A 23,194-nucleotide genomic window follows, 5' to 3' on the forward strand; every position below is an offset into this window, starting at 1 on the left:
GCCCTTTACCGCCGTGCGCGACCGGTCAGTGCCGCTTCAATAGCGCGCACGTCATCGGCGGCTTCTTCCTCGGCGGAAACTTCCTGCAGACCGAAAATGTTCTGTTCGGTCGGCACCAGATCCTGCACTTCTTCTTCCACGGGCTCGGGTTCGGGCTCGCGGGCCTGCGAACGGATCAGATCGTTCCGCAGAGCGGGCAGTTGCACGGTTTCATCCGCAATTTCACGCAGGGCAACGACAGGGTTTTTGTCGTTGTCGCGGTCAATGGTCAGCTCCTCGCCACGGGAGATGTTGCGGGCGCGCTGCGCGGCGTACACCACCAGTTCAAAGCGGTTTGGAACCTTTTCAACGCAGTCTTCGACGGTGACGCGGGCCATTACGAAGAGCCTCCAGACAGTTCAGCACAGAAATAAGATAAAAAAGACAGAAAGGGCATATTACCGCATCCACCCCCGACAGGAAAGGCTTATTACCCGATCACCCGGATTTCCTGCCCTTTTACGGCCTGAAGCATCTGCTCCAGTGGCTGGCCGGTGCGCGGATGCACCCAGCCAGGCAGCACATCATGCAGGGGGCAGAGCACAAAGGCACGCTCATGCGCCCGCGGGTGGGGCAGAACCAGCCGCTCCGTATTCTGGCACAGAGCATCCATATCTATAATGTCCAGGTCAAGCGTGCGTGCGGCATTGGGCACGGAACGCACGCGGCCCTGCTGCGTTTCTATGCTCTGAAGATGATCCAGCAAGGCCAGAGGAGGCAGACTCGTCACACCCAGCACAACCCCATTCACGTAAGGTGGCTGCCCTGAGGGCGGCATGGGGGCCGTCTCATACCAGCGGGAAACAGCCTGCACGCTCAACCCCGGCACACGGCGCAAAGCCTGCACGGCCTGCTCGCAGCTTTCCAGCGCAGGCTGCTCCCCCAGGGGCAGATTTGCACCTATTGCTATCAGGACCGATCTGGTATGAATTTTTTCTTCCGCCATGTAACGCCTCACGCCTGAGTGGAATATCTTGTTTTGGACACAATTGGGGCCTCTTTTATAAGGGCGCCCTGCAAACAAACAGCCAGAGGGGCTTTCATTCCGAACCGCATGATAAAAATTTCATTTCCACATAATCGAAACCCAAAAGAAACAACTTTGAATTTATTTAGAGGACCACGCTCATGAACCTGAAAAAAGACGAAAAAACCTGTCTTTTCATTGACGGATCAAGCCTTTACTCAACATCGCGCAGCCTTGGGTTTGATGTTGACTACAAAAAACTGCTCGAATTTTTTGCAGCCAAAACGCATGTGATCCGCGCCTATTATTACGCCGCCATTCTGGACACGGAGGATTACTCTCCGCTCAAACCGCTGACTGACTGGCTCTCCTATAACGGTTATTTTCTTGTAACCAAGCCCGCGCGCGAATTTACGGATTCGACCGGCAAGCGCCGCGTCAAAGGCAATATGGACATCGAAATTGCGGTGGACATGATGGAAATGGCCCCGCACATAGACCATGCCATTCTGTTCAGCGGAGATTCAGACTTCCGCCGGGTTGTCGAGGCCGTGCAGCGGCAGGGTACGCGCGTTTCCGTTGTGTCCTCCATGCGCTCCTCCCCCCCTCTGATCGGGGATGACCTGCGCAGGCAGGCCGACCAGTTCCTTGAGCTGGCGTCTCTGGGAGCCAACTTTACACGCCGCCAGACCGAACCCAACCGCCCCCGCACCAACCCCGCACCGATCCGCCACCCGGCTGACCAGATGAGCGAACCCGAGGATGATCCGCTAAGCTAAGCGCAATATTACAAAACAGAATTTTGCTCTATGTTCTAGAACGTATCTGCCCCTCGCACGTTTGGCCTAAACACCACCCCATTGCGGGCCGTGTGCCTGCCACAGGCCAAACGTCAAGGTTTTCTGGAGTTAACTGATGCCCACTTGTTCCGAAGCCAGAAGCAAGCTGCTTTCTCTCCTGCGTGGTGTTGAACACTTCAACACCGAAATTTTCCCCGCGAAGGAAGCCCTGTTTGCCAGTCTGGCCAAAGGGCAGGCTCCCGGTGCGCTGTTCATTGCCTGCGCCGATAGCCGCATCAACCCCAACCTGATCACCCAGACCGAACCGGGTGATCTGTTTATTCTGCGCAACATTGGCAACCTGGTTCCCGCATACGGGGAAATGCTGGGGGGTGTTTCCTCCGCCATTGAATACGCAGTTCTTGGGCTTGGCGTGTCCTCCATTATCGTGTGCGGTCACTCCGACTGTGGCGCCATGAAAGCACTGCTCGAACCCGAAAAGAACGGGTTGGACAAAATGCCCACAGTGCGCAGCTGGCTCCGTAATGCGGAAGCCGCACGGGCTGCCACGGTGAACACCCTGCATTCCGAAGATGCCGGGCCTGCTACCGTGCGCTGCCTTGCCGAGCAGAACGTTCTGCTCCAGCTTGCGCACCTGCGCACCCACCCTGCCGTTGCCGCAGGGCTGGCGCGTAACACGCTCTTCCTGCAAGGGTGGTTCTACGATATTGGCACGGGGGAAATCTCGGTGCTGGATGAACAGACCCGCACGAGTGTTCCGATCAGTGGTGTTATTGAAAAACTGCAAGAACAGACCGAACAGGAAACTGCCTGACCTTTCAGGCTTACGCACGTCGGCACGCCGTCTGGGCTTGATAGCCCTTGCGGGTGCCGGCTTTTTTTTGCCCGGAGCCTGCCTTGCAACCCCTGCGCAAACCCTGAAAATCAGCACATGGAACGTGGACTGGCTGCTGGACAGCCAGATGCAGCACGCCCCGCAAATACCCCCCGATATTCCCCACAGAACAGCGGATGACCTTGCCGCCTTGGCAACCTACGCCAAACGCCTGCACCCCGACCTGATTGGCTTGCAGGAGGTGGGAGATACAGCAACTCTTGCCCGCCTGTTTGGCACGCAGGAGTATCAGCTTTTTCTTTCGGGGGATGATATTCCCCAACATACCGCGCTTGCCGTGCGCCAAGGCCTGCACGTAAAGCGCAACCCGGACGTAAGTGCTCTGGCACTCAGCCCCATCGCAACACGGCACCACCTGCGCAGCGGGTTAGACGTAACCATAAGCACTGACAGCGCAGATTTACGGGTGCTGGTTATTCATCTTAAAACCGGCTGCTGGGACAACCCGTTATCTGAAACACACCACGCCTGCCCCATTTTATTCCAGCAATTTCATGCCCTGCAGGACTGGCTGGCTCAACGGGCAAAAAATCGGGAATCCTTTGCCATCATAGGGGATTTTAACCGACGCCTCACGCGCACGGACCCTTTGTTTATCGCGTTAAATCAGATCACACCGCTGGAGCTTGTCACTGCCGGGCATGCCAGCCCCTGCCAGAACGGCAGCAGCTTTATTGATCACATTCTTCTTGGTGGAGGCGCCACCCAATGGGCACAGCCAGAGTCCCTGCGCGTTATGGTTCTGCCACAGAACAGCGCACGGATACTGAGCGATCACTGCCCCGTTTCCGTAACGTTAAAAATACCGCGTTAAACCTCGCCATAAAAAAAAGCCGCTACGGTTTGCGTAGCGGCTTTTTTACAACGTAACACAATCAGGCGTGAGCACCAGACCTGTGCGAGGCCCCCGAACGCCCACCACCGGAACGGCGCGGCGGGCCACCACGGCCACCACCGCCACCATTACGCGGCGGACCACCACGGCCCCGACCACCACCGCCACCCAGCACAGGCGGACGCTGCGTGGAAAACTCCGCTTCTTCCGAATGCCACGGATGGTCGCGGACTACGGGGATGGACTTGCCGATTGTTTTTTCAATATCCTTCAGCCATGCGCGCTGTTCCGCATCGCAGAAGGAAACAGCCCAGCCATCGCGCCCGGCACGGGCCGTACGGCCAATACGGTGCACATAGCTTTCCGGCACATTAGGCAGATCGTAGTTGAACACGTGGCTGACTTCATCCACGTCAATCCCACGGGCAGCAATATCCGTTGCCACCAGAACCTTGACCGAACCGGCACGGAATCCCTTCATGGCCCGCTCACGCGCACCCTGAGACTTGTTGCCGTGAATAGCTTCGGCCGTAACGCTGTTCTTGTTCAGGAACTCGGCAACCTTGTTGGCTTCATGCTTCATGAGCGTGAACACCACGGCACGGGCAACCTTGTCAGATTCCACCATGGTCAGCAGTGCATCGCGCTTGTCGCTGGTGCCGTTCACAAACATGATGGCCTGCTGGATACGGTCCACCGTGCTGGACGGCGGGGCCACTTCCACGCGGGCAGGGTTGCTTAGCAGGGAGGCGGCAAGGTCCTCAATGCTCTTGGGCATGGTGGCTGAGAACAGCAGGGTCTGCCGCTGGGCAGGCACATAGCTCATGATCCGGCGAATATCGCGCACAAAGCCCATATCCAGCATGCGGTCGGCTTCGTCCAGCACCAGAACTTCCAGGCCGGAAAGGTCGATATACCCCTGACCGATCAGGTCCAGCAGACGGCCCGGAGCAGCCACAAGCACATCCACGCCACGGCGCATGGCTTCAACCTGCCGCCCCTGCCCCACACCGCCAAACACAACGGCCTGAGAAAACTTCATGTAACGTGCATAAGCTTTAAAGCTGTCGCTGATCTGGGCAACCAGTTCACGCGTGGGCGCCAGCACCAGAACACGCGGCTGCTTGGGCGCTGCAGCCTTGGGGTTATTGTGCAGATGCTGCAGGATCGGCAGTGCAAAAGACGCGGTCTTGCCTGTGCCAGTTTGCGCAAGGCCTAACAGATCACGCCCTTCGAGCAGATGGGGAATGGAACCCGCCTGAATGGGTGTCGGTATTTCGTACCCTTGGTCCGTCAGCGCCTGCAACAGGGGTGCAGCTAGTTTCAGATCCGAAAAAGTAGTCATTTAGGGGCAACCTCTCCATGCACCTGAAAACGAGTCACATCCACCTTATTTTCAGTAACGCACTGCCAAACCAGAATTGAGAACAGAGCAGAACCGTCTCTAAGCCAGACCTTACGGACAGGTCAGCATGAATTTTATTACATTACAGACAGAATAAGAAATTTTCGGAATCATGCATCCCGCGCAGACTGTCTTGGAAGAATTATATAAAAGCAGTGTGAGCGCCCCGCAAGGGTTCCGTACCATATTGGTCCGAAAATAAGCAGCCCGCAGAACCGTTACAACATCTGCAAATCACGATTATCAGACGCCCGATATATACAGGATTTTTATCATATAACTAGTATTTTTAATATATTTTTGCACATACGCCCCATGCGCCACCCACGCTTGGGGAAGTGATTGGCGTTCTCAAATCTAACATATTTTTTAGGCTACTGTTAATAACCGCCCATCAATCCAGCTATTTGCGCAACTCCGGCACTGACCCGCGCTAGCGCCTGCGCAGCAGAAACAGGGCCTGTTCACCAAACAGGTTGGCAAGCCGTATGGACCGCCGCCAAGGTGCGCGCTCGCCATCTTCATCCACCGCCAGCCATTTTTCCACGATATATCCGTCCTGACGACAGAGTTCGAGAAAATCCCGAATCGTACAGGGGTGGATATTGGGTGTCTCATACCACGGGGTATGCCATACGGCCGTCATGGGCATACGCCCGCCCAGCAGCAGGCGCAGCCGCAGTTGCCAGTGCCCAAAATTGGGAAAGGACACAATGGCGTACCGCCCTATGCGCAGCATCTGCCGCAGCACTTCCCTTGGGCGCTCCACAGCCTGCAATGTGCGCTGGAGCACAACATAATCAAACGAATGGTCGGGGTAATAGGCCAGATCGTGGTCCGCATCCCCGTGCACAACGGGCAGGCCGTGGGCTACGGAGCGGGTCACCAGTTCCATGTTCAGTTCAATGCCACGGGCATCGCACCCACGTTCGCGGTATAAATGACCGATGAGTGTGCCATCCCCGCTCCCGATGTCGAGCACGCGGGTTTTGGGTTCGATCATGTCCGCAATCAGGCGTTGGTCAAGACGCATCAGGACAACCCCGCATGTTCGGCCACACCGCACAGGAAGCCGCGCACCGTGCGGTCAAAATCCGGCTCTTCGAGCAAAAAGGCGTCATGGCCTTTATCTGTTTCAATCTCGACGAATGACACATTGGCAGCAGCCCTGTTCAGGGCGCGGGCCAGCGTACGCGCGGCCGAGGTGGGGAACAGCCAGTCCGAGGAAAAAGAGACAACACAAAACCGGACTGCCGTACCAGCAAAGGCCGGGGTCAGGTCCCCATCATGGTCAGCCGCAATATCGAACCAGTCCATGGCCCGCGTAATGCTCAGGTAGGAATTGGCATCAAACCGGCGGACAAAGCTGGAGCCTTGATAACGCAGGTAGGATTCCACCTCAAAAATATCACCGAATGTAGAAACCGGGCCTTCCGGCCCCTGCCCGCCCGCTGGCCCACGCCGCATGCGCCGCCCGAACTTGCGGGTCAGCGCTTCTTCCGACAGGTAGGTAATATGCGCCATCATACGGGCCACGGCCAACCCGCGCGCGGGCACAACACCCGCCTCCCAGTAGCGCCCGCCCCGCCAGTCCGGGTCGGCTATAATGGCCTGCCGCCCGACCTCGTTAAACGCAATGTTCTGGGCTGAATGGAAAGGCGCTGTGGCTATGGGCATAACAGCCAGCATCATCTGCGGGTAGGTTACGGCCCATTCGAGCACCTGCATGCCCCCCATGGAACCGCCCACCACGGCAAACAGGCGTTCTATGCCCAGACTGTGCACCAACTTGTGCTGGGCGCGCACCATATCGCGGATGGTAATGGGGGGGAATGCGGTGCCCCATAACTCGCCCGGCGCTTCCTGCCCGTCGGTTCTGGGCGAGCGAGGACCCGTGCTGCCCATGCAGCCACCCAGAACATTGGAGCAGATTACAAAAAAGCGGTTTGTATCAATCGGCTTGCCCGGCCCGACCATGCGCTCCCACCAGCCGGGCTTACCCGTAAGGGGGTGAGCTTCTGCCACATACTGGTCACCGGTAAAGGCGTGGCAGATGAGAATGGCATTGTCTTTGTTGGCCGAAAGCTGGCCATACGTACAATACGCAATATCAACCGGTGCCAGTGTTACACCACAGTCCAGTTCCACCCCTTCGGGGAAACTGGCATGCGGGTGGTCACCAACGGTAAGGGGCGTTGTGCTGTTCATAAACCCGCTGCATTCTCCAACCCGGACAAGCCGGGCAAAAAACCGTGTGAGCCCCGATTACACCAGCACTGCCAGACCGGGGTTTACCGGCCACATATATGGCAGCAGCCGGTGTTGAATAGCTAGTGTTCCATTTTGAGGGCGGCAAGGAAGGCGCTCTGTGGGATTTCCACCTTACCAAACTGGCGCATGCGCTTTTTACCTTCTTTCTGCTTTTCCAGCAGCTTGCGCTTACGCGAGATGTCCCCACCATAACATTTGGCGGTCACATCCTTGGACAGGGCCCCAATGGTTTCACGCGCAATAACGCGGCTGCCAATGGCTGCCTGAATGGCAATTTTGAACAACTGCCGGGGGATAAGGTCTTTCAGGCGCGCGCAAATGGAGCGGCCCCGTGTTTCCGCCGCCGAGCGATGGGCAATGAAGCACAGCGCATCAACCGGTTCCTGATTAACCAGAATGGAAATACGCACGAGATCACTCTCTTCGTACCCATCCATCTGGTAATCGAAGCTGGCATAACCACGTGTGAGCGACTTGAGCCGGTCGTAGAAGTCAAACACCACTTCGTTCAGGGGCAGACGGTAAACGGCCATGGCCCGGTTGCCAACATAGGTCAGGTCCACCTGAATACCACGTCGCTCCGTGCACAGGGTCAGCACCGCACCCAGATACTCGTCCGGCACCATGATGTTGGCCTTGATCCACGGTTCCTCGATTTTTTCAATCAGGGAGCCATCGGGCATATCGGCCGGGTTGTGGAGTTCTTCCATCTCTCCGTTAGTGCGGTAGACCTTGTACACAACGGACGGCGCTGTGGCGATCAGGTCAAGATCGAACTCGCGGGACAGACGTTCCTGAATAATTTCCAGATGCAGCAGGCCAAGGAAGCCGCAGCGGAAACCGAAGCCAAGGGCCGCCGATGTTTCTGCCTCGTAGTGGAAAGACGCATCATTCAGGCGTAGCTTGGCAAGGCTGTCACGCAGTTTTTCAAAATCATCCGAGACAATGGGGTAAAGGCCGCACCACACAACCGGAATGGAGGGCTTAAAGCCCGGTAGTGGTGTGGCAGCGGGGCGACGGTCATCGGTGATCGTGTCACCCACATTGCAGTCGGCCACGGTTTTGATGGCGGCGTTTATGAACCCCATCTCGCCCGGACCAAGGCTTTCCACCGATGTCATGCGCGGGGCGAACACACCCACCTGATCCACCTGATGCACAGCACCAGAGGACATCATGCGCACCTTCATGCCCCGCTTCAGCCGGCCTTCCTTGATCCGCACAAGCACGATCACGCCCAGATAGGGGTCGTACCAGCTATCGACCAGCATGGCCTGCAACGGTTTTTCCGCATCCCCGGTGGGGGGCGGCAGGCGGGTGACCACCGCTTCCAGAACACCTTCAATGTTCAGGCCGGTCTTGGCCGAGATTTCAACCGCATCATCGGCGGGAATGCCGATCACTTCCTCGATCTGTGCCTTCACGCGCTCAGGTTCTGCCGCAGGCAGGTCCACCTTGTTGAGCACGGGCACAATTTCGTGGTTGGCGTCTATGGCCTGATACACGTTGGCAAGGGTCTGGGCTTCCACCCCCTGGGAGGCATCCACCACCAGAAGCGAGCCTTCACACGCAGCCAGAGAGCGGCTGACCTCGTAGGCGAAGTCAACATGTCCGGGCGTGTCCATCAGGTTCAGCACATAGGTCTTGCCATCCTTGGCAGGATAGGTCAGCCGGACGGTCTGCGCTTTAATGGTAATGCCACGCTCCCGCTCCAGATCCATGTTATCAAGAACCTGATTGGTCATCTCGCGGGCAGTCAGGGCTCCACACGCCTGAATCAGGCGGTCGGCCAGAGTGGACTTTCCATGATCGATATGGGCGATGATGGAAAAATTGCGGATGAGCGAAAGGGGTACATCGGTCATGCTGCCCCTTTACGGTAAATAAAGAGAAAAGTCAGCCTGTTCCTCTGCCTTGGGCACCACTTTCGCGCAATTTTTTAACGCACGGGTGCTTTGCCCTGCCAGCACCCCTCCCCCGCATGCAGGCTAGAGGGCGTGATTCATGGTGATCTGGCCATTTTTAACAATATCCGCCAGTGCCGCAGGCCGCCCGAGCAAAAAACCCTGTGCCTCATCACACCCGGCGGCGTTGAGCATGCTCAACTGGGCTGCGGTTTCAATCCCCTCTGCCATAACCGGAATATCAAACGCCTTGCCCAGAGCCAGCACAGCCCGCACGACTGCCTGCGTATGGTCGCTGGTTTGCGCGGCCCCAAAAAACGAACGGTCAATTTTTATGCGGTCAAACGGGAACCTGCGCAGCGTATCGAGCGAGGAATACCCCGTACCAAAATCATCCAGCGCCAGACTGACCCCCATATCCTTGATCTGGTGCAGCACCTGCAGGGCACGGGCCTGATCGGCAATAATGGTCGATTCTGTCAGTTCGAGTTCAAGCCTCTGGGGGGGGCAACCCGGTTTCTTCCAGAACATTGGCAACAATGCGGGCTATGTTGGAATGGACAAACTGCATGCCTGACAGGTTGACCGCAACCGTATAGGGCTGATGCCACCGCACGGCCTCGGCACAAACGGAACGGAGCACCCATTCCCCGATCTGCAGGATCAGATCGCTCTCTTCAGCCAGCGGAATAAAGTCATCGGGCATAATGGTGCCCCGCGTGGGGTGCTGCCACCGCACCAGTGCCTCGTACCCACGGATTTCTCCCGTAGCGATCACCCTTTGCACCTGATAGCAGATGGTTAGCTGCCCCGCCTTGACCGCCTGCCGCAGGTCTGCAGAGAGCTTGCGCCGGGTGCGCACTTTTTCGTCCATCGAGGGTTCATAAAAACACGGATGCCGCCCCGGGTCAGCCTTGGCGCGATACATGGCCAGATCGGCATTGTTGATCAGGGTTTCCTTATCCGCTGCATGGTCGGGCCATATGGCCACCCCCAGACTGGCACCCGGCAGCACTTCCGATTCCTCAAACCGGATGGGCTTGAACAGCACCTCCTCCAGCCTGCGCAAAAACCCCTTGATCTGCTCGGCCGAGACAACACGGCACAGGGCCAGAAACTCATCCCCTCCAGTGCGGGCAATAAACTCGCCGCTATGATCATGCAGCAAACCGCGCAACCGCCGCCCCAGAATACGCAGAACTTCATCCCCTGCCCTGTGGCCACGCAGGTCGTTAATTTCCTTAAACCTGTTCAGGTCGATCCCGATCAGCGCCAGCCTGCCGTTGTTCTCCCGCGCCCAGTCCAGCTCAAGGTCGAGGCGTTGATGAAAGTTCAGCCGGTTGGGCAGGCCGGTCAACGTGTCGTTCAGGGCCATACGCCGGAGCTTTTCCACCGACTCTGCCCGTGAACTATCGTCGATCATGCCGCTGACAAGCCCGCCCCCAAGAATAAGGAAGGACATGATGGCAATGGCTGCGGCCAGCACCAGCGAATCCTCGGAGTGGCCCATGCTTTCCAAAGCATGCGGCCCCGCCTGCACATGGTAGGCCGCCATACCAATAAAATGGACGGAAAGAACAGCCAGTGCCAGCACACCGGCCATACAGGCAATGGCCCGCCGCCCGGGCCTGACCCCCGCACGCACAGCCAGCACACTCAGCACAATGGCGGCCAACACCGAAAGCACAAGGCAGGGCATGTTCCATGTTGTCTGCCCCTGCACCCGGTAGGCCAGCATGCCGGTATAATGCATGGCAACAATAGCCAGCCCGACAATACCCCCGCCCATTTCCGGCAGAAAGCGGGCAAACCGGCAGGTCGCCAGCATAAAGCCAACTGTGCTGCCAAAAACGGCAATCAGCAGAGATATGCTGGTCAGCAAGGGGTCAAACCGTGCGGGCGTATCCCCCGCATAACCCAGCATGGCCACAAAATGTGTGCACCAGATTGCAACACCACTGGAAAGGGCGGTCAAAAAAAGCCACGCGTACCACTGGTTGTTTTTGGCCCGTAAAGCATGCCGGAACAAAGAGGCGGTAACTGCGGAGCCAGAGATGCATAGCAAGGCAGCTACACAGACCAGCCCGAGGTTATGCTGGCCAATAATGCACCTTACAACCATCATCAGACGCACGCCCCACTTTTTAACATATTGATAAAACAATAAATTTTAAAAAATCTACTGCAATAAACTCAAAACTGACCAAACCCGCGACCAAAACCGCCGCCTTATGCAACATTATTCGGCACAGTTTTTTTAAAAATCAAACACTCTCTGTCCTTTTAAAAATAGTTTTTCTCAAACTGTCATCATGACAATCCTGTGCAGCCATGCCTCCCCTTCCCGCGCAGGGGGCACGTGCACCTCCCCCCCGCGAAAAGAGCAGACGGCTGGCCCGTCCTGCATATCCAGCATCAACCCCATAACAGGCTCACGGCCTGGGCCGTGCATCAGAACCCGGTCCCCCTCCCGCAGCGGGAGAGAAGGCACCACAACAACTGCCCCACCATCGCGCACGACCGGCTCCATGCCATCGGTGTCCACCCGCACAACATAGGCATCGGGCTCGCCCCACCATTGGCCGGGGGATGCCTCCTGCACCCACACCGGCCCGCAGGGCAGGCCATTCTGGTCGAAAACACCGGTCTGCTGGAGCATGGAATATGCAAGGGTGCGTAACAGCCCGGCCCCTTCGGCCGGCGCGGCCGGGTTCAGCCTCTCGCCCGCAACGGAGCGGGCAAAAACTGCCAGCGGCACCTGCAAAACCTCCAGCACCCGCAAAAGCGTGGGGAGCGATGGCCAGCGCATGGCACCATTTGCCCCCACCCTGCGCGAAGGATTGAGCGCCGTGGCATCCAGCCCCGCCGCCCGCGCAAGGGCGGAAGGTGTAAACCCGCGCTCACGCGCAAGCACGTCCAGCGTATGCCAGAAGACCTGCGACTGCACGATCATGACCGGGAGGATGAATTGGGAGCAGGTTTGCCCTGATGCCTGAGCACTTCCTGCGCATGGCGGGCCAGCCCTGCATCGGTTGCCACAAAGCGTGACTGCGCGGTGCGCTCTGCCAGCCCCATGCGCTCAAGCCGCTCAAGGCATGGACCATCCATCAGGCCACAGGGGCGGCCATATGCACCGGCAAGGTAGAGCCTGTGCAGGGCGGAGCGGCAACATGTTTCCAGGTAAGGGTCATTCCACATTCCATGCAGGATCACCGATCCCGCATGGAACTGCAAGGCTTACTCCGTAGCTCTACCCGTTATCAGCGGGGTGCTTCGGGCAGGGCATAAGCCACGATGTAATCCCCTTCTTTTGTGCCAAAGGAGCCATGCCCGCCATCAACCGTCACAACATACTGGCGGCCATTGGCCTCGTACGTCATGGGGGTGGACTGGCCACCTGCGGGCAGGCGGTCCGCCCACAGGACCTTGCCGGTCGTAACATCATAGGCACGGATGTAATAATCGGCAGTGGAGGTCAGGAACGCGACCCCACCCGCTGTGATGATCGGCCCGCCAAGGGAGGGAATACCCACCTTAAAGCCCAATGGCAGGGGGGAGCTGTCCCGCGTTGTGCCGTTCCGGTGCTGCCAGATAATGCTGTTAGTCTTCAGGTCCACCCCAGCCACATAGCCCCAGCCGGGCTGCTTGCACGGAATACCAAGGGGGGACAGGAACGGATGCAGCTCCACCCCGAACGGTGTGCCGTACTGAGGCTGCAACCCGTTCTCTCCCCCGCTTGCGGCAGGGTCATGCGTGGTTGGCGGCACAACCTGATTATCAGTCGGGCGCGGCACAAGGCGGGAGACAAAGGGAATGGCAATGGGGTTGGCAAACGCCACCTGCCGCACGGGGTCCACGGCCAGACCGCCCCATTCAAACATGCCCAGATTACCGGGGAAAACCAGCGTGCCCTGCACGGAGGGCGGCGTAAACGGCCCTTCGTAACGCAACTTCTTGAACATGATCCGGCACACCAGCTGGTCCAGCATGGTGGCACCCCACATATCCCCATCCGTCAGCTTGTTTTTGGGACGGAAGGTCAGCTGAGAAAACGGCTGGGTTGCCCAGACATGGTCGCCCTGTGCGGCACCCTGCGGCACAGGCTGCTCGGGGGCAGGCACCAGCAGTTGCCCGTTACGGCGGTCGAGCACAAAAATATTGCCTGTTTTGGCCGGAGCATACAGCGCGGGAATAACCGTGCCATCTTCCTGCCTGAAGTCGATCAGGCTGGGCTGGGCCGGTACATCCATGTCCCACAGGTCGTGGTGGACCGTCTGGTAGAACCAGACCTTGTGCCCTGTCTGGGCATCCAGCGCCAGAATGCCTGATGCGTACCGTTCCTGCACATCTGTCCGTTTGCCACCCCATATGTCGGGCGTTGCCACACCGGTAGGAATGTAAAGCAGGCCCAGCTTGGCATCATAAGCTGAAACAATCCACGAATTGGGGGAATTGGGTGTGTATTCGTGGCTGTCGGAGGGGAGCTGGTTCGGGTCCTCATTCCCCGGGTCAAACGCCCAGACCAGCTTGCCGCTATACAGGTCATACGCCCGCGTCACACCCGAGGGTTCGTGCGTGGAGTAGTTATCCGTAACCGCGCCAGAGATAATGACAAACTTGTCCGTCACCACAGGGGGGGATGTCGGTTCATAAAACCCAAGGACGCGCATGGGCATGCCCTCGGTCAGGTCCACAATACCCTTATTGCCAAACGCCGGGCACACCTGACCCGTTTTTGCGTCCAGCGCCATCAGTCGCCCGTCATTGGTCGGCAGGAAAATACGCTCTGCACAGGACACAGGCGTTGCCGCACCGTCCTGCACCTCTGCACCATCTGCGGCACGGGGGGGTGTTACCGCATAGGACACGCCACGGCAGGTCAGATGCTGGAATGTCGGGTTAACCACCAGCTTGGGGTCAAACCGCCAGACCTGCTTGCCGGTCGCTGCATCCAGCGCAAACACAACCTGATGCGGGGAACACAGATAGAGCGTGTTGCCAACCTTGATCGGGGTTGTCTCATCCGTGACTTCCACCGGATCATCCGGCCCGCGCAGGTCGTGGGTTCTAAAGGTCCAGGCAACCTTGAGCTTGTCTACATTACCCGTGGTAATCTGATTAAGGGGGGAATAACGGTCCCCCGCCTGCGTGCGCCCATAGGATGGCCAGTCCTGCGCTGGCACAGCCGCCGCATCCCCCGGAAGCTGCATACCTGCGTAAACAGCCTGCGCACGGGGGAGCACGCCCGCCATATCCTGCGGGTCCTGCGTGAGTGCGTAACCATACACACCCAAACCGGCCACAATAACCGCCAGCAGGGGAACACGGTTCCAGATGGATGCCGGCTGCAACGCGCCTGCAACAAAAGGCAGCAGCAGCCATACCCCTAGCGGTAAAATAACATCCCCTCTGGGGGCGAGTGCCCAGAAGTCAAACCCCGCCTCGGCCACGGACCAGACCAGTGTGCCCGCGGCAACGGCCCCATAAAGCCACAATGCCTCGCGCCGCTGCGCCCAGAGCAGCCCACCTGTGGCCATAAGGGCCAAGCCGCATACTGCATAAAAAGCAGAGCCACCCAGCACGGCCAGCCAGCCGCCTCCCCCCGCCAGAACAAAACCAAGCACAACGCAGAGCAGCGCCGTGATTTTTGACAGACTATGGGAACGGCCGCCTTGCATGACCGGCATTCTCCTTGCGTTACAGAAAACCATTTTGTGGGATGGAAACGGTTATTCAGAGTTGATCAATGTTATTTCCGAAAAAATCTATCATATTATAATCGAAAAATGAATAAGTTTTCATTTCAGGATAAATCATAAAAAAAACGCGGCCCCCGTGTGGGAACCGCGCCTTTTATTCATCCATTCCTTAGCCCCTGAGGGCCAGGGATTAGACGGAGTAGTACATTTCGAACTCAACCGGGTGCGGCGTGTGTTCAAAGCGGTACACATCATTCCATTTCAGGGTGATGTAGCTTTCAATCTGGTCTTTGGTGAACACGCCACCAGCCAGCAGGAACTCGTGATCAGCGGTCAGAGCTTCCAGCGCTTCACGCAGGGAGCCGGCAACTGTCGGGATCTGCTTCAGTTCTTCGGGCGGCAGGTCGTACAGATCCTTGTCCATGGCATCGCCAGGGTGGATCTTGTTCTTGATACCGTCCAGACCCGCCATCAGCATTGCGGAGAATGCCAGGTAAGGGTTAGCCGTGGGGTCGGGGAAGCGCACTTCAACGCGCTTGGCCTTCGGGCTGGTTGCGTACGGAATACGGCAAGAAGCGGAGCGGTTGCGGGCAGAGTATGCCAGCAGCACGGGGGCTTCAAAGCCCGGAATCAGACGCTTGTAGGAGTTGGTGGACGGGTTGGTAAAGGCGTTCAGCGCCTTGGCATGCTTGATGATACCGCCGATGTAGTACAGCGCCGTATCGGACAGGTCCGCATAGCCATTGCCAGCAAAGGTGGACTTGCCGTCTTTCCAGATGGACTGGTGGACATGCATGCCCGAGCCGTTATCGCCAAAGATCGGCTTCGGCATGAACGTGGCGGTCTTGCCATAGGAGTGCGCCACGTTGTGCACACAGTATTTGTAAATCTGCATGAAGTCGGCGGAGCGGACCAGCGTTTCAAACTTGGTGCCAAGTTCGTGCTGGGACTGCGCAACCTCATGGTGGTGCTTTTCAATGGCCAGGCCCATTTCGCCCATGGTTGCCAGCATTTCAGCGCGCAGGTCGCTTTCGCTGTCAACGGGAGCAACGGGGAAGTAACCACCCTTTACACCGGGGCGATGGCCCATGTTGCCTTCGGGGTAGTCCTTGAGGGACGCATCAGGCCCTTCGATGCTGTCGAGCTGGTAGGTGCCGTAGTTGGGGCCCGTGCCGAACTGGACGTTATCGAAAATGAAGAACTCGGCTTCGGGGCCAAAGAAGGCCGTGTCACCCAGACCGGAGGACTTCAGGTACTGCTCGGCCAGCTTGGCGGTGGAGCGGGGGTCGCGGTTATAGGGCTGCCCGGTGGACGGCTCGATAATATCGCAGAACAGGATAAGCTGGGGACGGGCGGAAAAGGGGTCCATAACAGCCGATGTGGGATCGGGCAGCAGAACCATGTCGCTTTCGTTAATGGCTTTCCAGCCTGCGATGGAAGACCCGTCGAACATAAAGCCGTCGGTAAAGCTGTCTTCCTCAATGGTGCTGACGTGCTGGCACGTGTGCTGCCATTTGCCGTGCGTGTCCGTAAACCGCAGGTCAACCAGTTCGACCGAATGTTCCTGAATCAGGTCAAAAACCTTGGCAATTGCAGCAGCCTTGCTGTCGCCCGCCGAAGCTGTTTTCTTCACCATGCTCTCTTCACCTAAAAAGCCTGTTTATGTTCCGCACCCTGCGGAAACATGCTGTGGAATTGTGGAGCCCGCCTTGCCCGAGCCTGCTGACATGCAGCAGGGATCAGATCGCGTCTTCTCCTCGCTCACCCGTGCGGATTCGAACTACATCATCCACCGGGATCACGAAAATTTTGCCATCACCGATCCGTCCGGTGCGCGCAGCCGTGGAGATAGCCTCCACAGCCCGTTCCACCATGGAAGCGGGACAGACAACCTCGATTTTCATCTTTGGAAGAAAGTCAACAATGTATTCAGCGCCGCGATAAAGCTCTGTATGGCCTTTCTGGCGTCCGAAACCCTTGGCTTCGATCACGGTAATACCCTGCAACCCGAGCTCGTGAAGGGCTTCCTTCACTTCATCAAGCTTGAAGGGCTTTATAATGGCCTCGATCTTTTTCATCTCGCGTCGTCAACACACCGTTGCTGGACCCGCATGGGGGCCTGTACTCTCTTGTTGTTTTGCCTGACCCGTTACAAACCTCAGGCACCAGACCCGAACACACTTGCACGGCTTGACCCGTCGGGCAATCGGGTAGATGCGGATTTGTATCGGTAAAGCATTAAACAGAAGTTTCATCCCGACCGTTTCGGTTCCGTCTCCTTCTTTCTTCTTTTCCGCCTGCCGGGCAAGGGAATTTGTAATGACAAAAGCTTTTAACAGGCAGTTTGCCGATCTTCCTGTTACAATTTTTACGGTCATGTCCGCTCTGGCCCGCCAGCATGGCGCCATTAACCTCGGGCAGGGTTTTCCTGACCAGGAAGGCCCGCAGGACATGATTCGCCTTGCAGCCGATGCCCTGCTTGACGGACAGAACCAGTATGCACCCCTGACAGGACTACCCGAACTGCGCACGGCCGTGGCGCAGGCCAACCTGCGCTTTCAGGGCATTGCGGTCGATGCCGATTCGGAAGTCGTGGTCACGTCCGGCGCAACGGAAGCACTGGCCGCATCCCTTATGGCCCTGATCGAGCCGGGGGATGAGGTGGTGCTGATGGAACCGTTATACGACACCTACCTGCCCGTTATCCGCCAGCTGGGCGGCGTGCCGCGCATTGTGCGGCTACAGGCACCAGACTGGGCATTGCCCCGGCAAGCACTGGCCGATGCTTTTTCCGACCGCACCAAGGCAATTATCCTCAACTCCCCCATGAACCCGACCGGCAAGGTGTTCACGGCAGACGAGCTGGCCTTTATTGCCACGCTGGTACAGCAGCACGATACGTTCGCCATCTGCGATGAGGTTTACGAACATCTGGTGTTCAACACCCCGCATATCTCGCTCATGTCCCTGCCCGGCATGCGTGAGCGCTGCGTGCGTATTGGAAGTGCAGGCAAGAGTTTTTCCCTGACCGGCTGGAAGGTGGGCTACGCCACGGCCCCTGCCCCACTGGCTGCCGTTATTGCCAAGGCGCACCAGAACCTTGTGTTTGCCACCCCACCCAACCTGCAACGCGCCGTAGCATTTGGGCTGAACAAGGATACAGCCTATTTTACCACCCTTGCGCAGGACATGGCCACGCAGGGGGCAATCCTTGCCTCCGGCCTGCAACGCCTGGGCTTTGGTGTGCTGCCTTATCAGGGGAGCTACTTTATCATGGCCGACATTACCCCGCTGGCCAACGGGCAGGACGATGTGGCCTTTACCCGCATGCTTACGGAGCAGGCTCGTGTTACTGCCATTCCCGCCTCCGCATTTTATGCAGCCGAGCCGCCCCGCAACCTGATCCGCTTTGCCTTTTGCAAACGCCCCGAGGTGCTCATGGAAGCACTGAACCGTCTGGAGGCATGGAAAAACCGGTAAAACGGTTTTTTCCACCAATTCCGCAATTATCCAATTGACGGACCACACTCTTTTCTCTAAACGTCCGCTTGCTGTGCGGCGGACGTAGCTCAGCTGGTAGAGCGCCGGTTTGTGGTACCGGTGGTCGCGGGTTCAAGTCCCGTCGTTCGCCCCAGCATATTTCCTTTTAAAATCAGGTTTTCCAAAACCACCAGCCCCTAGGCTGCCATAACGGCGGCACAGGCGCTACCAGAACGCGCCCTGCACACAAAAAAATGCAGGCAACAGGCTGGTTCAGGCCAGAATCCCGGTTTGGTGTATTTTCCAACACCGTGGCAATGGCATAAAACCACACAATGCAAAGCACGTTGCCCCCCATAAGCCTGCTCGCCCTGATCATGCTTCCGGCCTGCACTGCCCCTGTGGCCCCACCCAACACGCCACCGGCTGAAGCCGCATTGTATCGGGCCAAGCAGACCTGTCTGGATACCTACCAGACCCGCCCCGGACAGGTTGCCAAGGATAACATGAGCAAGCTGATGACCTGCCTTGCCAGAGCCACCCAAAAATACGGGCGACAGGCTTATGGTCCCTATGCCCCCATTTATATGGATGGTGCCTCAAAAGGGGTGGAAGCCGCCCGGCACCTGCGCGAAGGCATTTATACCCCCGACCAGTTCGGGAGTGAGATCGGGCTTATTCAGGAGCAGGAAAATTCGGCCCTTGTGCAACAAAAAGCACAGATGAACACCCCGATGGACCCTATTTTGCAGCCAGTCCCTGCCGCCCCAAACCGTTAACCCGCACCCGGCCACAAGACCGGAGCCTTACGGAACCACCACTCCCTGCGGACCTGACCGGAATGTGATGAACCGGGCCAACCGGGCATAAAAACGGCCTGTTCCCGCCAGATAACCGCATAAAGCCAATACCCCTGTCCCGAATGTGAAGTGCGGAGCTGTTTACGGCTGCGGCAAGCTGTTCAATCCATACAGTGCATGACGCTCATACATATTGCGCAGCATTTGTGAGAACGAACAAGAAAACCATGTCGGAAATGGATTGGTAATCATGGCTAAAATCAAGGTCAAAAACCCGGTTGTGGAAATGGACGGGGATGAAATGACCCGCATTATCTGGCACTTCATCCGCGAGCGGCTGATCCTGCCTTATCTGGATATTGACCTCAAATACTACGATCTGGGCATTGAACACCGCGACGCCACGAATGATCAGGTCACCGTTGATGCCGCCGAAGCCACAAAGCGCTACGGCGTTGCAGTCAAGTGCGCCACCATCACACCGGACGAAGCCCGGGTGAAGGAATTCGGCCTGAAAAAAATGTATCGCTCCCCCAATGGCACCATCCGGAACATTCTGGACGGCACCATTTTCCGTGAGCCCATCATCTGCTCCAACGTGCCCCGTCTGGTGCCCCACTGGACAAAGCCGATCGTGATTGGCCGCCATGCCTACGGAGACATCTACCGCGCAGCGGAAACAAAAATTCCCGGCCCCGGCAAGGTCACGCTGAACTATGTGCCAGATGACGGGGGAGAGCCCATTACGCTGGACGTGCACGACTTCAAGGGCCCCGGTGTAACGCTGGGCATGCACAACACCCGTGCATCCATTGAAGGGTTTGCCCGGGCTTCCCTCTCCTACGGGCGCGACCGCGGTCTGCCGGTTTACCTGTCCACCAAAAACACCATTCTCAAAGCCTATGACGGCATGTTCAAGGACGTGTTCGCCGAGGTGTATGAAAACGAGTTCAAGGCCGAATTTGAAAAACTGGGCCTGACCTACGAACACCGCCTGATTGATGACATGGTGGCCTGTGCCCTCAAATGGCCCGGTGGCTATGTGTGGGCCTGCAAGAACTACGATGGCGATGTGGAAAGCGACATTGTAGCACAAGGCTTTGGCAGCCTTGGCCTGATGACATCCGTCCTGCTCAGCCCCTCTGGCGATGTGGTGGAGGCCGAAGCCGCCCACGGCACGGTAACCCGCCATTACCGCGAACACCAGAAGGGCAACCCCACCAGCACCAACCCCATTGCTTCCATTTTTGCATGGACTCGCGGGCTGGCTTATCGCGGCCGGTTTGATAACACTCCGGACGTAGTGCACTTTGCCAACACACTGGAAAAAGTGTGCATTGATACGGTGGAAGCCGGACAGATGACCAAGGACCTTGCCCAGCTTGTTGGCAAAAACGCCCAGTGGCTCAACACTCAGGACTTCCTGGATGTGCTGGACGCACGGCTGAAAAAAGAACTGGCCAAAGCCTGAACCCCATACCGGCAGGCCCGCAGTGTGCGGGCCTGCTTTTTACTCCCCCCACCAGCAAGCACCGCAGAGCCTGCCAAATATGCCAGAGGTCATGCCATTTGCCATTGCGTCCAAACCGGCGCTGACGCAAAACAGGGCTTTGAATCTTAGCATAACCTTAAGAGCAGGACCCTGCGCATGTCAGTCATCCCCGCAGAAACAGACGTAGCCATTATAGGGGCAGGCCCAGCCGGGCTGTTTGCCGCTTTCCAATGCGCCATGCTGCGCCTGCGCTGCGTGCTCATTGATGTTCTGCCCGAAGTGGGCGGCCAGTGCGCAGCCCTTTACCCCGAAAAACCGATTTACGACATTCCCGCCTGCCCCGCCGTGGAAGGTGCCGAACTGATTGCCAGTCTGGAACGCCAGATTGCCCCGTTTGATATTCCCCGCCTGCTCAAGCACCGGGTCGAGGGGCTGAGCGGCCAGCGCGGGGACTTCTCGCTCACCACGGACAAAGGCGCTCAACTGCACGCCAAAGCCGTGATTATTGCCGCCGGTGCGGGTGCTTTTGGCCCCAACCGCCCCCCGCTGGATGGCCTTGGTGCGTATGAGGAAAGTGGCGCGGTACAATACTACGTGCGCCGCAAGGCAGACTTCCAGAACAAGCGCATCGTGATTGCTGGCGGCGGGGATTCCGCACTGGACTGGGCGCTCTCCCTCAAGGATACGGCTGCAAAGCTTTATCTGGTACACCGGCGCGACCGCTTCCGTGGTGCACCGGAAAGCCTGCGCCAGCTGGATGAAGCCGTAACCGCCGGGCAGATTGAAAAAGTGGTGCCCTACCAGCTCCACGGCCTGCAAGGCACCAATGGCGCGCTGAACGGCGTGGATGTGATTGACATGGACGGCGCCACCCGCACGCTGGAAGCCGATGTGCTGCTGCCCTTCTTCGGTCTGGCAACCGACCTTGGCCCCGTTGCCCGCTGGGGAATGGATACCCAGCGCTCCACCATTCCCGTTACCCCCTCCAATTGCGAAACAAGCCTTGCTGGCATTTTTGCCATTGGGGATGTGGCAACCTACCCCGGCAAGCTCAAGCTGATCCTGCAAGGCTTTAGCGAGGCTGCCATGGCCGCCCACGCCATTCATCCCATTATTTACCCCGAGCAGGCCCTGCATTTTGAATATTCGACCAGCAAGGGCGTTCCTGCCGCGTAATCTGCGCCATTCGACCTGCCGGGCAGCCTGCCATAATGCCACCGCCTTTGCCGGGTAGGGGGTAAAGGCAGGGTGTCCCGCAGGCCCCGCTTCCATACTGGCGGGAGAGTTCTCTCCCATCCTCTTATAAGGATGAAGCCGTGAAAATCATTATCCTTGGCGCAGGCGTGGTTGGCGTAACCTCGGCTTGGTACCTCAACGCTTTGGGGCATGACGTAACTGTTATAGACCGCCAGCCCGCCCCTGCCCTGGAAACATCTTTTGCCAATGCGGGTCAGGTTTCACCCGGCTATTCCTCCCCCTGGGCAGCACCCGGCCTGCCCTGGCAGGCCATGACATGGATGCTGCACCCCCGCCACAGCCCGCTGGTCATTCGCAAACGGCTGGATCTGGCCATGCTGCGCTGGTTGCGGCAACTGTTGAAAAACTGCAACGCGCAGTCTTACGCACTCAACAAGGCCCGCATGCTCCGCGTGGCCGAATATAGCCGCGATTGCCTTGACGCCCTGCGCGAGGAAACCGGCATGACCTATGATGACCGGCAGCAAGGGCTGATCCAGCTTTTCCGGACGGACCAACAAATCAGCAAAAGCCAGCGCGACATGCGCCTGCTGGCCGAAAGCGGCATACCCCACCAGTTACTTGGCGTGGACGACATTCTGGACCAAGAACCGGGGCTACGCCATTCAGCCCATCTGCTCAAAGGGGGGCTGTTCCTCCCCAATGACCAGTCGGGGGATGCGCATATCTTTACCCAAAGGCTGGCCCGCATGGCCGAAGCCAAAGGGGTGCGCTTTCTTTACAACACCACCATCAAGGGGCTGGATGCCACGGCAGGCACGGTTGTTTCCGTCAGGACCAGTGCCGGGCACCTGAGCGCAGATGCCTATGTTATGGCGCTGGGCAGCTACAGCGCCCGCCTGCTACGCCCACTTGGGCTACATCTGCCGATATACCCCGTTAAAGGCTATTCCCTGACTCTCCCCTTAACAGATGAGAGCCATGCCCCGGTTTCTACGGTGAATGATGCGTTCTACAAAGTATCCATCACACGGCTGGGCAACCGGATACGGGTGGGCGGCACGGCGGAACTGACCGGGTATAACCTCAAGCTCAGCCCCGACCGGCGGGAAACACTGGAACTCTCTTTTTCCGAACTCTATGGCGGGGGCGACCTGAGTGCGGCCACATACTGGACCGGCCTGCGCCCCTGCACACCCGATGGCACACCCATTATTGGCCCGGCCACGCCCTTTGGGAACCTGTGGCTCAACACAGGCCACGGCACATTAGGCTGGACCATGGCCTGCGGCTCCGGCCGCCTGATTGCAGACATGATTGATGGCCGCAAAACCGATATTCCTGCGTTGGATCTGGCTTTAACCCGCTACGGTTAAACGGCAGCCACCAGCCAGCAGACACAAGAAAAGG

21 protein-coding genes and 1 tRNA gene are annotated in these 23,194 nt (G+C 58.0%); 9 read left to right on the forward strand and 13 right to left on the reverse strand.

All coding sequences use genetic code 11. The features are described from left to right. Positions 1–5: 5 nt before the first annotated feature. Entirely contained in the window at positions 6–377 is a 372-nt protein-coding gene (gene rpoZ / locus GOB83_RS02780; RefSeq protein WP_059023327.1) for a DNA-directed RNA polymerase subunit omega, read from the reverse strand. 92 nt (positions 378–469) lie between these two features. Further along, positions 470–985, reverse strand: coding sequence for a 2-amino-4-hydroxy-6-hydroxymethyldihydropteridine diphosphokinase (gene folK, locus GOB83_RS02785; RefSeq protein ID WP_165925151.1), 516 nt, complete (start codon positions 983–985; stop codon positions 470–472). 182 nt (positions 986–1,167) lie between these two features. On the opposite strand from folK, the gene GOB83_RS02790 reads away from it, so the two are divergent. The 3 genes from GOB83_RS02790 to GOB83_RS02800 all read left to right on the forward strand — a co-directional run bounded on the left by GOB83_RS02790 (position 1,168) and on the right by GOB83_RS02800 (position 3,515). Continuing rightward, the gene (locus tag GOB83_RS02790) at positions 1,168–1,785 is read left to right on the forward strand and encodes a LabA-like NYN domain-containing protein (RefSeq protein ID WP_086645195.1); all 618 of its coding nucleotides are present in this window, start codon (positions 1,168–1,170) and stop codon (positions 1,783–1,785) included. Positions 1,786–1,921: 136 nt separating this feature from the next. Further along, positions 1,922–2,620, forward strand: a complete 699-nt coding sequence (locus tag GOB83_RS02795) for a carbonic anhydrase (RefSeq protein WP_086645194.1) — start codon at positions 1,922–1,924, stop codon at positions 2,618–2,620. A 37-nt stretch (positions 2,621–2,657) separates the two neighbouring features. After that, positions 2,658–3,515, forward strand: coding sequence for an endonuclease/exonuclease/phosphatase family protein (locus GOB83_RS02800; protein WP_242005689.1), 858 nt, complete (start codon positions 2,658–2,660; stop codon positions 3,513–3,515). A 61-nt stretch (positions 3,516–3,576) separates the two neighbouring features. Here GOB83_RS02800 and GOB83_RS02805 read toward each other — a convergent pair whose 3' ends face one another. The 11 genes from GOB83_RS02805 to GOB83_RS02850 all read right to left on the reverse strand — a co-directional run bounded on the left by GOB83_RS02805 (position 3,577) and on the right by GOB83_RS02850 (position 16,893). After that, complete coding sequence (locus GOB83_RS02805; RefSeq protein WP_086645193.1) at positions 3,577–4,881, reverse strand: DEAD/DEAH box helicase; 1,305 nt, start codon at positions 4,879–4,881, stop codon at positions 3,577–3,579. Positions 4,882–5,374: 493 nt separating this feature from the next. Further along, complete coding sequence (gene metW / locus GOB83_RS02810; RefSeq protein WP_086645192.1) at positions 5,375–5,974, reverse strand: methionine biosynthesis protein MetW; 600 nt, start codon at positions 5,972–5,974, stop codon at positions 5,375–5,377. Then, positions 5,974–7,149 carry a homoserine O-acetyltransferase MetX gene (metX, locus tag GOB83_RS02815; protein WP_086645191.1) on the reverse strand — a complete coding sequence of 392 codons (1,176 nt, stop codon included), beginning with the start codon at positions 7,147–7,149 and terminating at the stop codon, positions 5,974–5,976. The genes metW and metX overlap by 1 nt, the downstream gene beginning before the upstream one ends. 122 nt (positions 7,150–7,271) lie before the next feature. Continuing rightward, positions 7,272–9,077 (reverse strand): translation elongation factor 4, encoded by a 1,806-nt coding sequence (lepA, locus tag GOB83_RS02820; protein WP_086645190.1) that lies wholly within the window; start codon positions 9,075–9,077, stop codon positions 7,272–7,274. Positions 9,078–9,200: 123 nt separating this feature from the next. Beyond that, positions 9,201–9,647 carry an EAL domain-containing protein gene (locus tag GOB83_RS14870; protein WP_242005690.1) on the reverse strand — a complete coding sequence of 149 codons (447 nt, stop codon included), beginning with the start codon at positions 9,645–9,647 and terminating at the stop codon, positions 9,201–9,203. Beyond that, positions 9,607–11,241 carry a putative bifunctional diguanylate cyclase/phosphodiesterase gene (locus GOB83_RS02825; RefSeq protein ID WP_242005712.1) on the reverse strand — a complete coding sequence of 545 codons (1,635 nt, stop codon included), beginning with the start codon at positions 11,239–11,241 and terminating at the stop codon, positions 9,607–9,609. The genes GOB83_RS14870 and GOB83_RS02825 overlap by 41 nt, the downstream gene beginning before the upstream one ends. 174 nt (positions 11,242–11,415) lie before the next feature. Beyond that, positions 11,416–12,069: a helix-turn-helix transcriptional regulator gene (locus GOB83_RS02830; RefSeq protein ID WP_165925153.1), complete on the reverse strand. Its 654-nt coding sequence runs from the start codon at positions 12,067–12,069 to the stop codon at positions 11,416–11,418. After that, positions 12,066–12,350, reverse strand: a complete 285-nt coding sequence (locus GOB83_RS02835) for a hypothetical protein (protein ID WP_373321584.1) — start codon at positions 12,348–12,350, stop codon at positions 12,066–12,068. The genes GOB83_RS02830 and GOB83_RS02835 overlap by 4 nt, the downstream gene beginning before the upstream one ends. Before the next feature lie 26 nt (positions 12,351–12,376). Then, positions 12,377–14,794: a glucose/quinate/shikimate family membrane-bound PQQ-dependent dehydrogenase gene (locus GOB83_RS02840; protein WP_373321583.1), complete on the reverse strand. Its 2,418-nt coding sequence runs from the start codon at positions 14,792–14,794 to the stop codon at positions 12,377–12,379. A 211-nt stretch (positions 14,795–15,005) separates the two neighbouring features. Further along, a complete protein-coding gene (gene glnA / locus GOB83_RS02845) occupies positions 15,006–16,451 on the reverse strand; it encodes a type I glutamate--ammonia ligase (protein WP_086645185.1) in 1,446 nt (481 codons plus the stop codon). 103 nt (positions 16,452–16,554) lie between these two features. Further along, positions 16,555–16,893, reverse strand: a complete 339-nt coding sequence (locus GOB83_RS02850; RefSeq protein WP_025826259.1) for a P-II family nitrogen regulator — start codon at positions 16,891–16,893, stop codon at positions 16,555–16,557. Positions 16,894–17,134: 241 nt separating this feature from the next. Here GOB83_RS02850 and GOB83_RS02855 point away from each other — a divergent pair, with 241 nt between their 5' ends. The 6 genes from GOB83_RS02855 (at position 17,135) to GOB83_RS02880 (ending at position 23,160) form a co-directional block, all read left to right on the forward strand. Further along, complete coding sequence (locus GOB83_RS02855) at positions 17,135–18,295, forward strand: aminotransferase (RefSeq protein ID WP_165925155.1); 1,161 nt, start codon at positions 17,135–17,137, stop codon at positions 18,293–18,295. Between the two features lie 78 nt (positions 18,296–18,373). Continuing rightward, positions 18,374–18,449 (forward strand) — tRNA-His (locus GOB83_RS02860). A gap of 181 nt (positions 18,450–18,630) precedes the next feature. Beyond that, positions 18,631–19,074, forward strand: a complete 444-nt coding sequence (locus tag GOB83_RS02865) for a hypothetical protein (protein WP_143221878.1) — start codon at positions 18,631–18,633, stop codon at positions 19,072–19,074. Positions 19,075–19,345: 271 nt separating this feature from the next. Then, entirely contained in the window at positions 19,346–20,566 is a 1,221-nt protein-coding gene (locus GOB83_RS02870; protein ID WP_086645182.1) for an NADP-dependent isocitrate dehydrogenase, read from the forward strand. Between the two features lie 177 nt (positions 20,567–20,743). Then, complete coding sequence (locus GOB83_RS02875; RefSeq protein ID WP_165925156.1) at positions 20,744–21,763, forward strand: NAD(P)/FAD-dependent oxidoreductase; 1,020 nt, start codon at positions 20,744–20,746, stop codon at positions 21,761–21,763. A gap of 140 nt (positions 21,764–21,903) precedes the next feature. Beyond that, a complete protein-coding gene (locus GOB83_RS02880; RefSeq protein ID WP_165925157.1) occupies positions 21,904–23,160 on the forward strand; it encodes a D-amino acid dehydrogenase in 1,257 nt (418 codons plus the stop codon). Positions 23,161–23,194: the final 34 nt, after the last annotated feature.

Origin of the sequence: Acetobacter fabarum (genome assembly GCF_011516925.1) — a bacterium.
GTDB lineage: Bacteria > Pseudomonadota > Alphaproteobacteria > Acetobacterales > Acetobacteraceae > Acetobacter > Acetobacter fabarum.

Excerpts from the sequence above, each read along its gene's own strand:
- glnA (WP_086645185.1), bottom strand. The coding sequence starts at position 16,451 with ATGGTGAAGAAAACAGCTTCGGCGGGCGACAGCAAGGCTGCTGCAATT.
- GOB83_RS02805 (WP_086645193.1), bottom strand. The coding sequence starts at position 4,881 with ATGACTACTTTTTCGGATCTGAAACTAGCTGCACCCCTGTTGCAGGCG.
- GOB83_RS02795 (WP_086645194.1), top strand. The coding sequence starts at position 1,922 with ATGCCCACTTGTTCCGAAGCCAGAAGCAAGCTGCTTTCTCTCCTGCGT.
- GOB83_RS14870 (WP_242005690.1), bottom strand. The coding sequence starts at position 9,647 with ATGTTCTGGAAGAAACCGGGTTGCCCCCCCCAGAGGCTTGAACTCGAA.
- GOB83_RS02825 (WP_242005712.1), bottom strand. The coding sequence starts at position 11,241 with ATGATGGTTGTAAGGTGCATTATTGGCCAGCATAACCTCGGGCTGGTC.
- GOB83_RS02840 (WP_373321583.1), bottom strand. The coding sequence starts at position 14,794 with ATGCAAGGCGGCCGTTCCCATAGTCTGTCAAAAATCACGGCGCTGCTC.
- GOB83_RS02850 (WP_025826259.1), bottom strand. The coding sequence starts at position 16,893 with ATGAAAAAGATCGAGGCCATTATAAAGCCCTTCAAGCTTGATGAAGTG.
- GOB83_RS02875 (WP_165925156.1), top strand. The coding sequence starts at position 20,744 with ATGTCAGTCATCCCCGCAGAAACAGACGTAGCCATTATAGGGGCAGGC.
- GOB83_RS02870 (WP_086645182.1), top strand. The coding sequence starts at position 19,346 with ATGGCTAAAATCAAGGTCAAAAACCCGGTTGTGGAAATGGACGGGGAT.
- GOB83_RS02855 (WP_165925155.1), top strand. The coding sequence starts at position 17,135 with ATGACAAAAGCTTTTAACAGGCAGTTTGCCGATCTTCCTGTTACAATT.
- GOB83_RS02790 (WP_086645195.1), top strand. The coding sequence starts at position 1,168 with ATGAACCTGAAAAAAGACGAAAAAACCTGTCTTTTCATTGACGGATCA.
- metW (WP_086645192.1), bottom strand. The coding sequence starts at position 5,974 with ATGCGTCTTGACCAACGCCTGATTGCGGACATGATCGAACCCAAAACC.
- metX (WP_086645191.1), bottom strand. The coding sequence starts at position 7,149 with ATGAACAGCACAACGCCCCTTACCGTTGGTGACCACCCGCATGCCAGT.
- GOB83_RS02865 (WP_143221878.1), top strand. The coding sequence starts at position 18,631 with ATGCAAAGCACGTTGCCCCCCATAAGCCTGCTCGCCCTGATCATGCTT.
- rpoZ (WP_059023327.1), bottom strand. The coding sequence starts at position 377 with ATGGCCCGCGTCACCGTCGAAGACTGCGTTGAAAAGGTTCCAAACCGC.
- folK (WP_165925151.1), bottom strand. The coding sequence starts at position 985 with ATGGCGGAAGAAAAAATTCATACCAGATCGGTCCTGATAGCAATAGGT.
- lepA (WP_086645190.1), bottom strand. The coding sequence starts at position 9,077 with ATGACCGATGTACCCCTTTCGCTCATCCGCAATTTTTCCATCATCGCC.
- GOB83_RS02830 (WP_165925153.1), bottom strand. The coding sequence starts at position 12,069 with ATGATCGTGCAGTCGCAGGTCTTCTGGCATACGCTGGACGTGCTTGCG.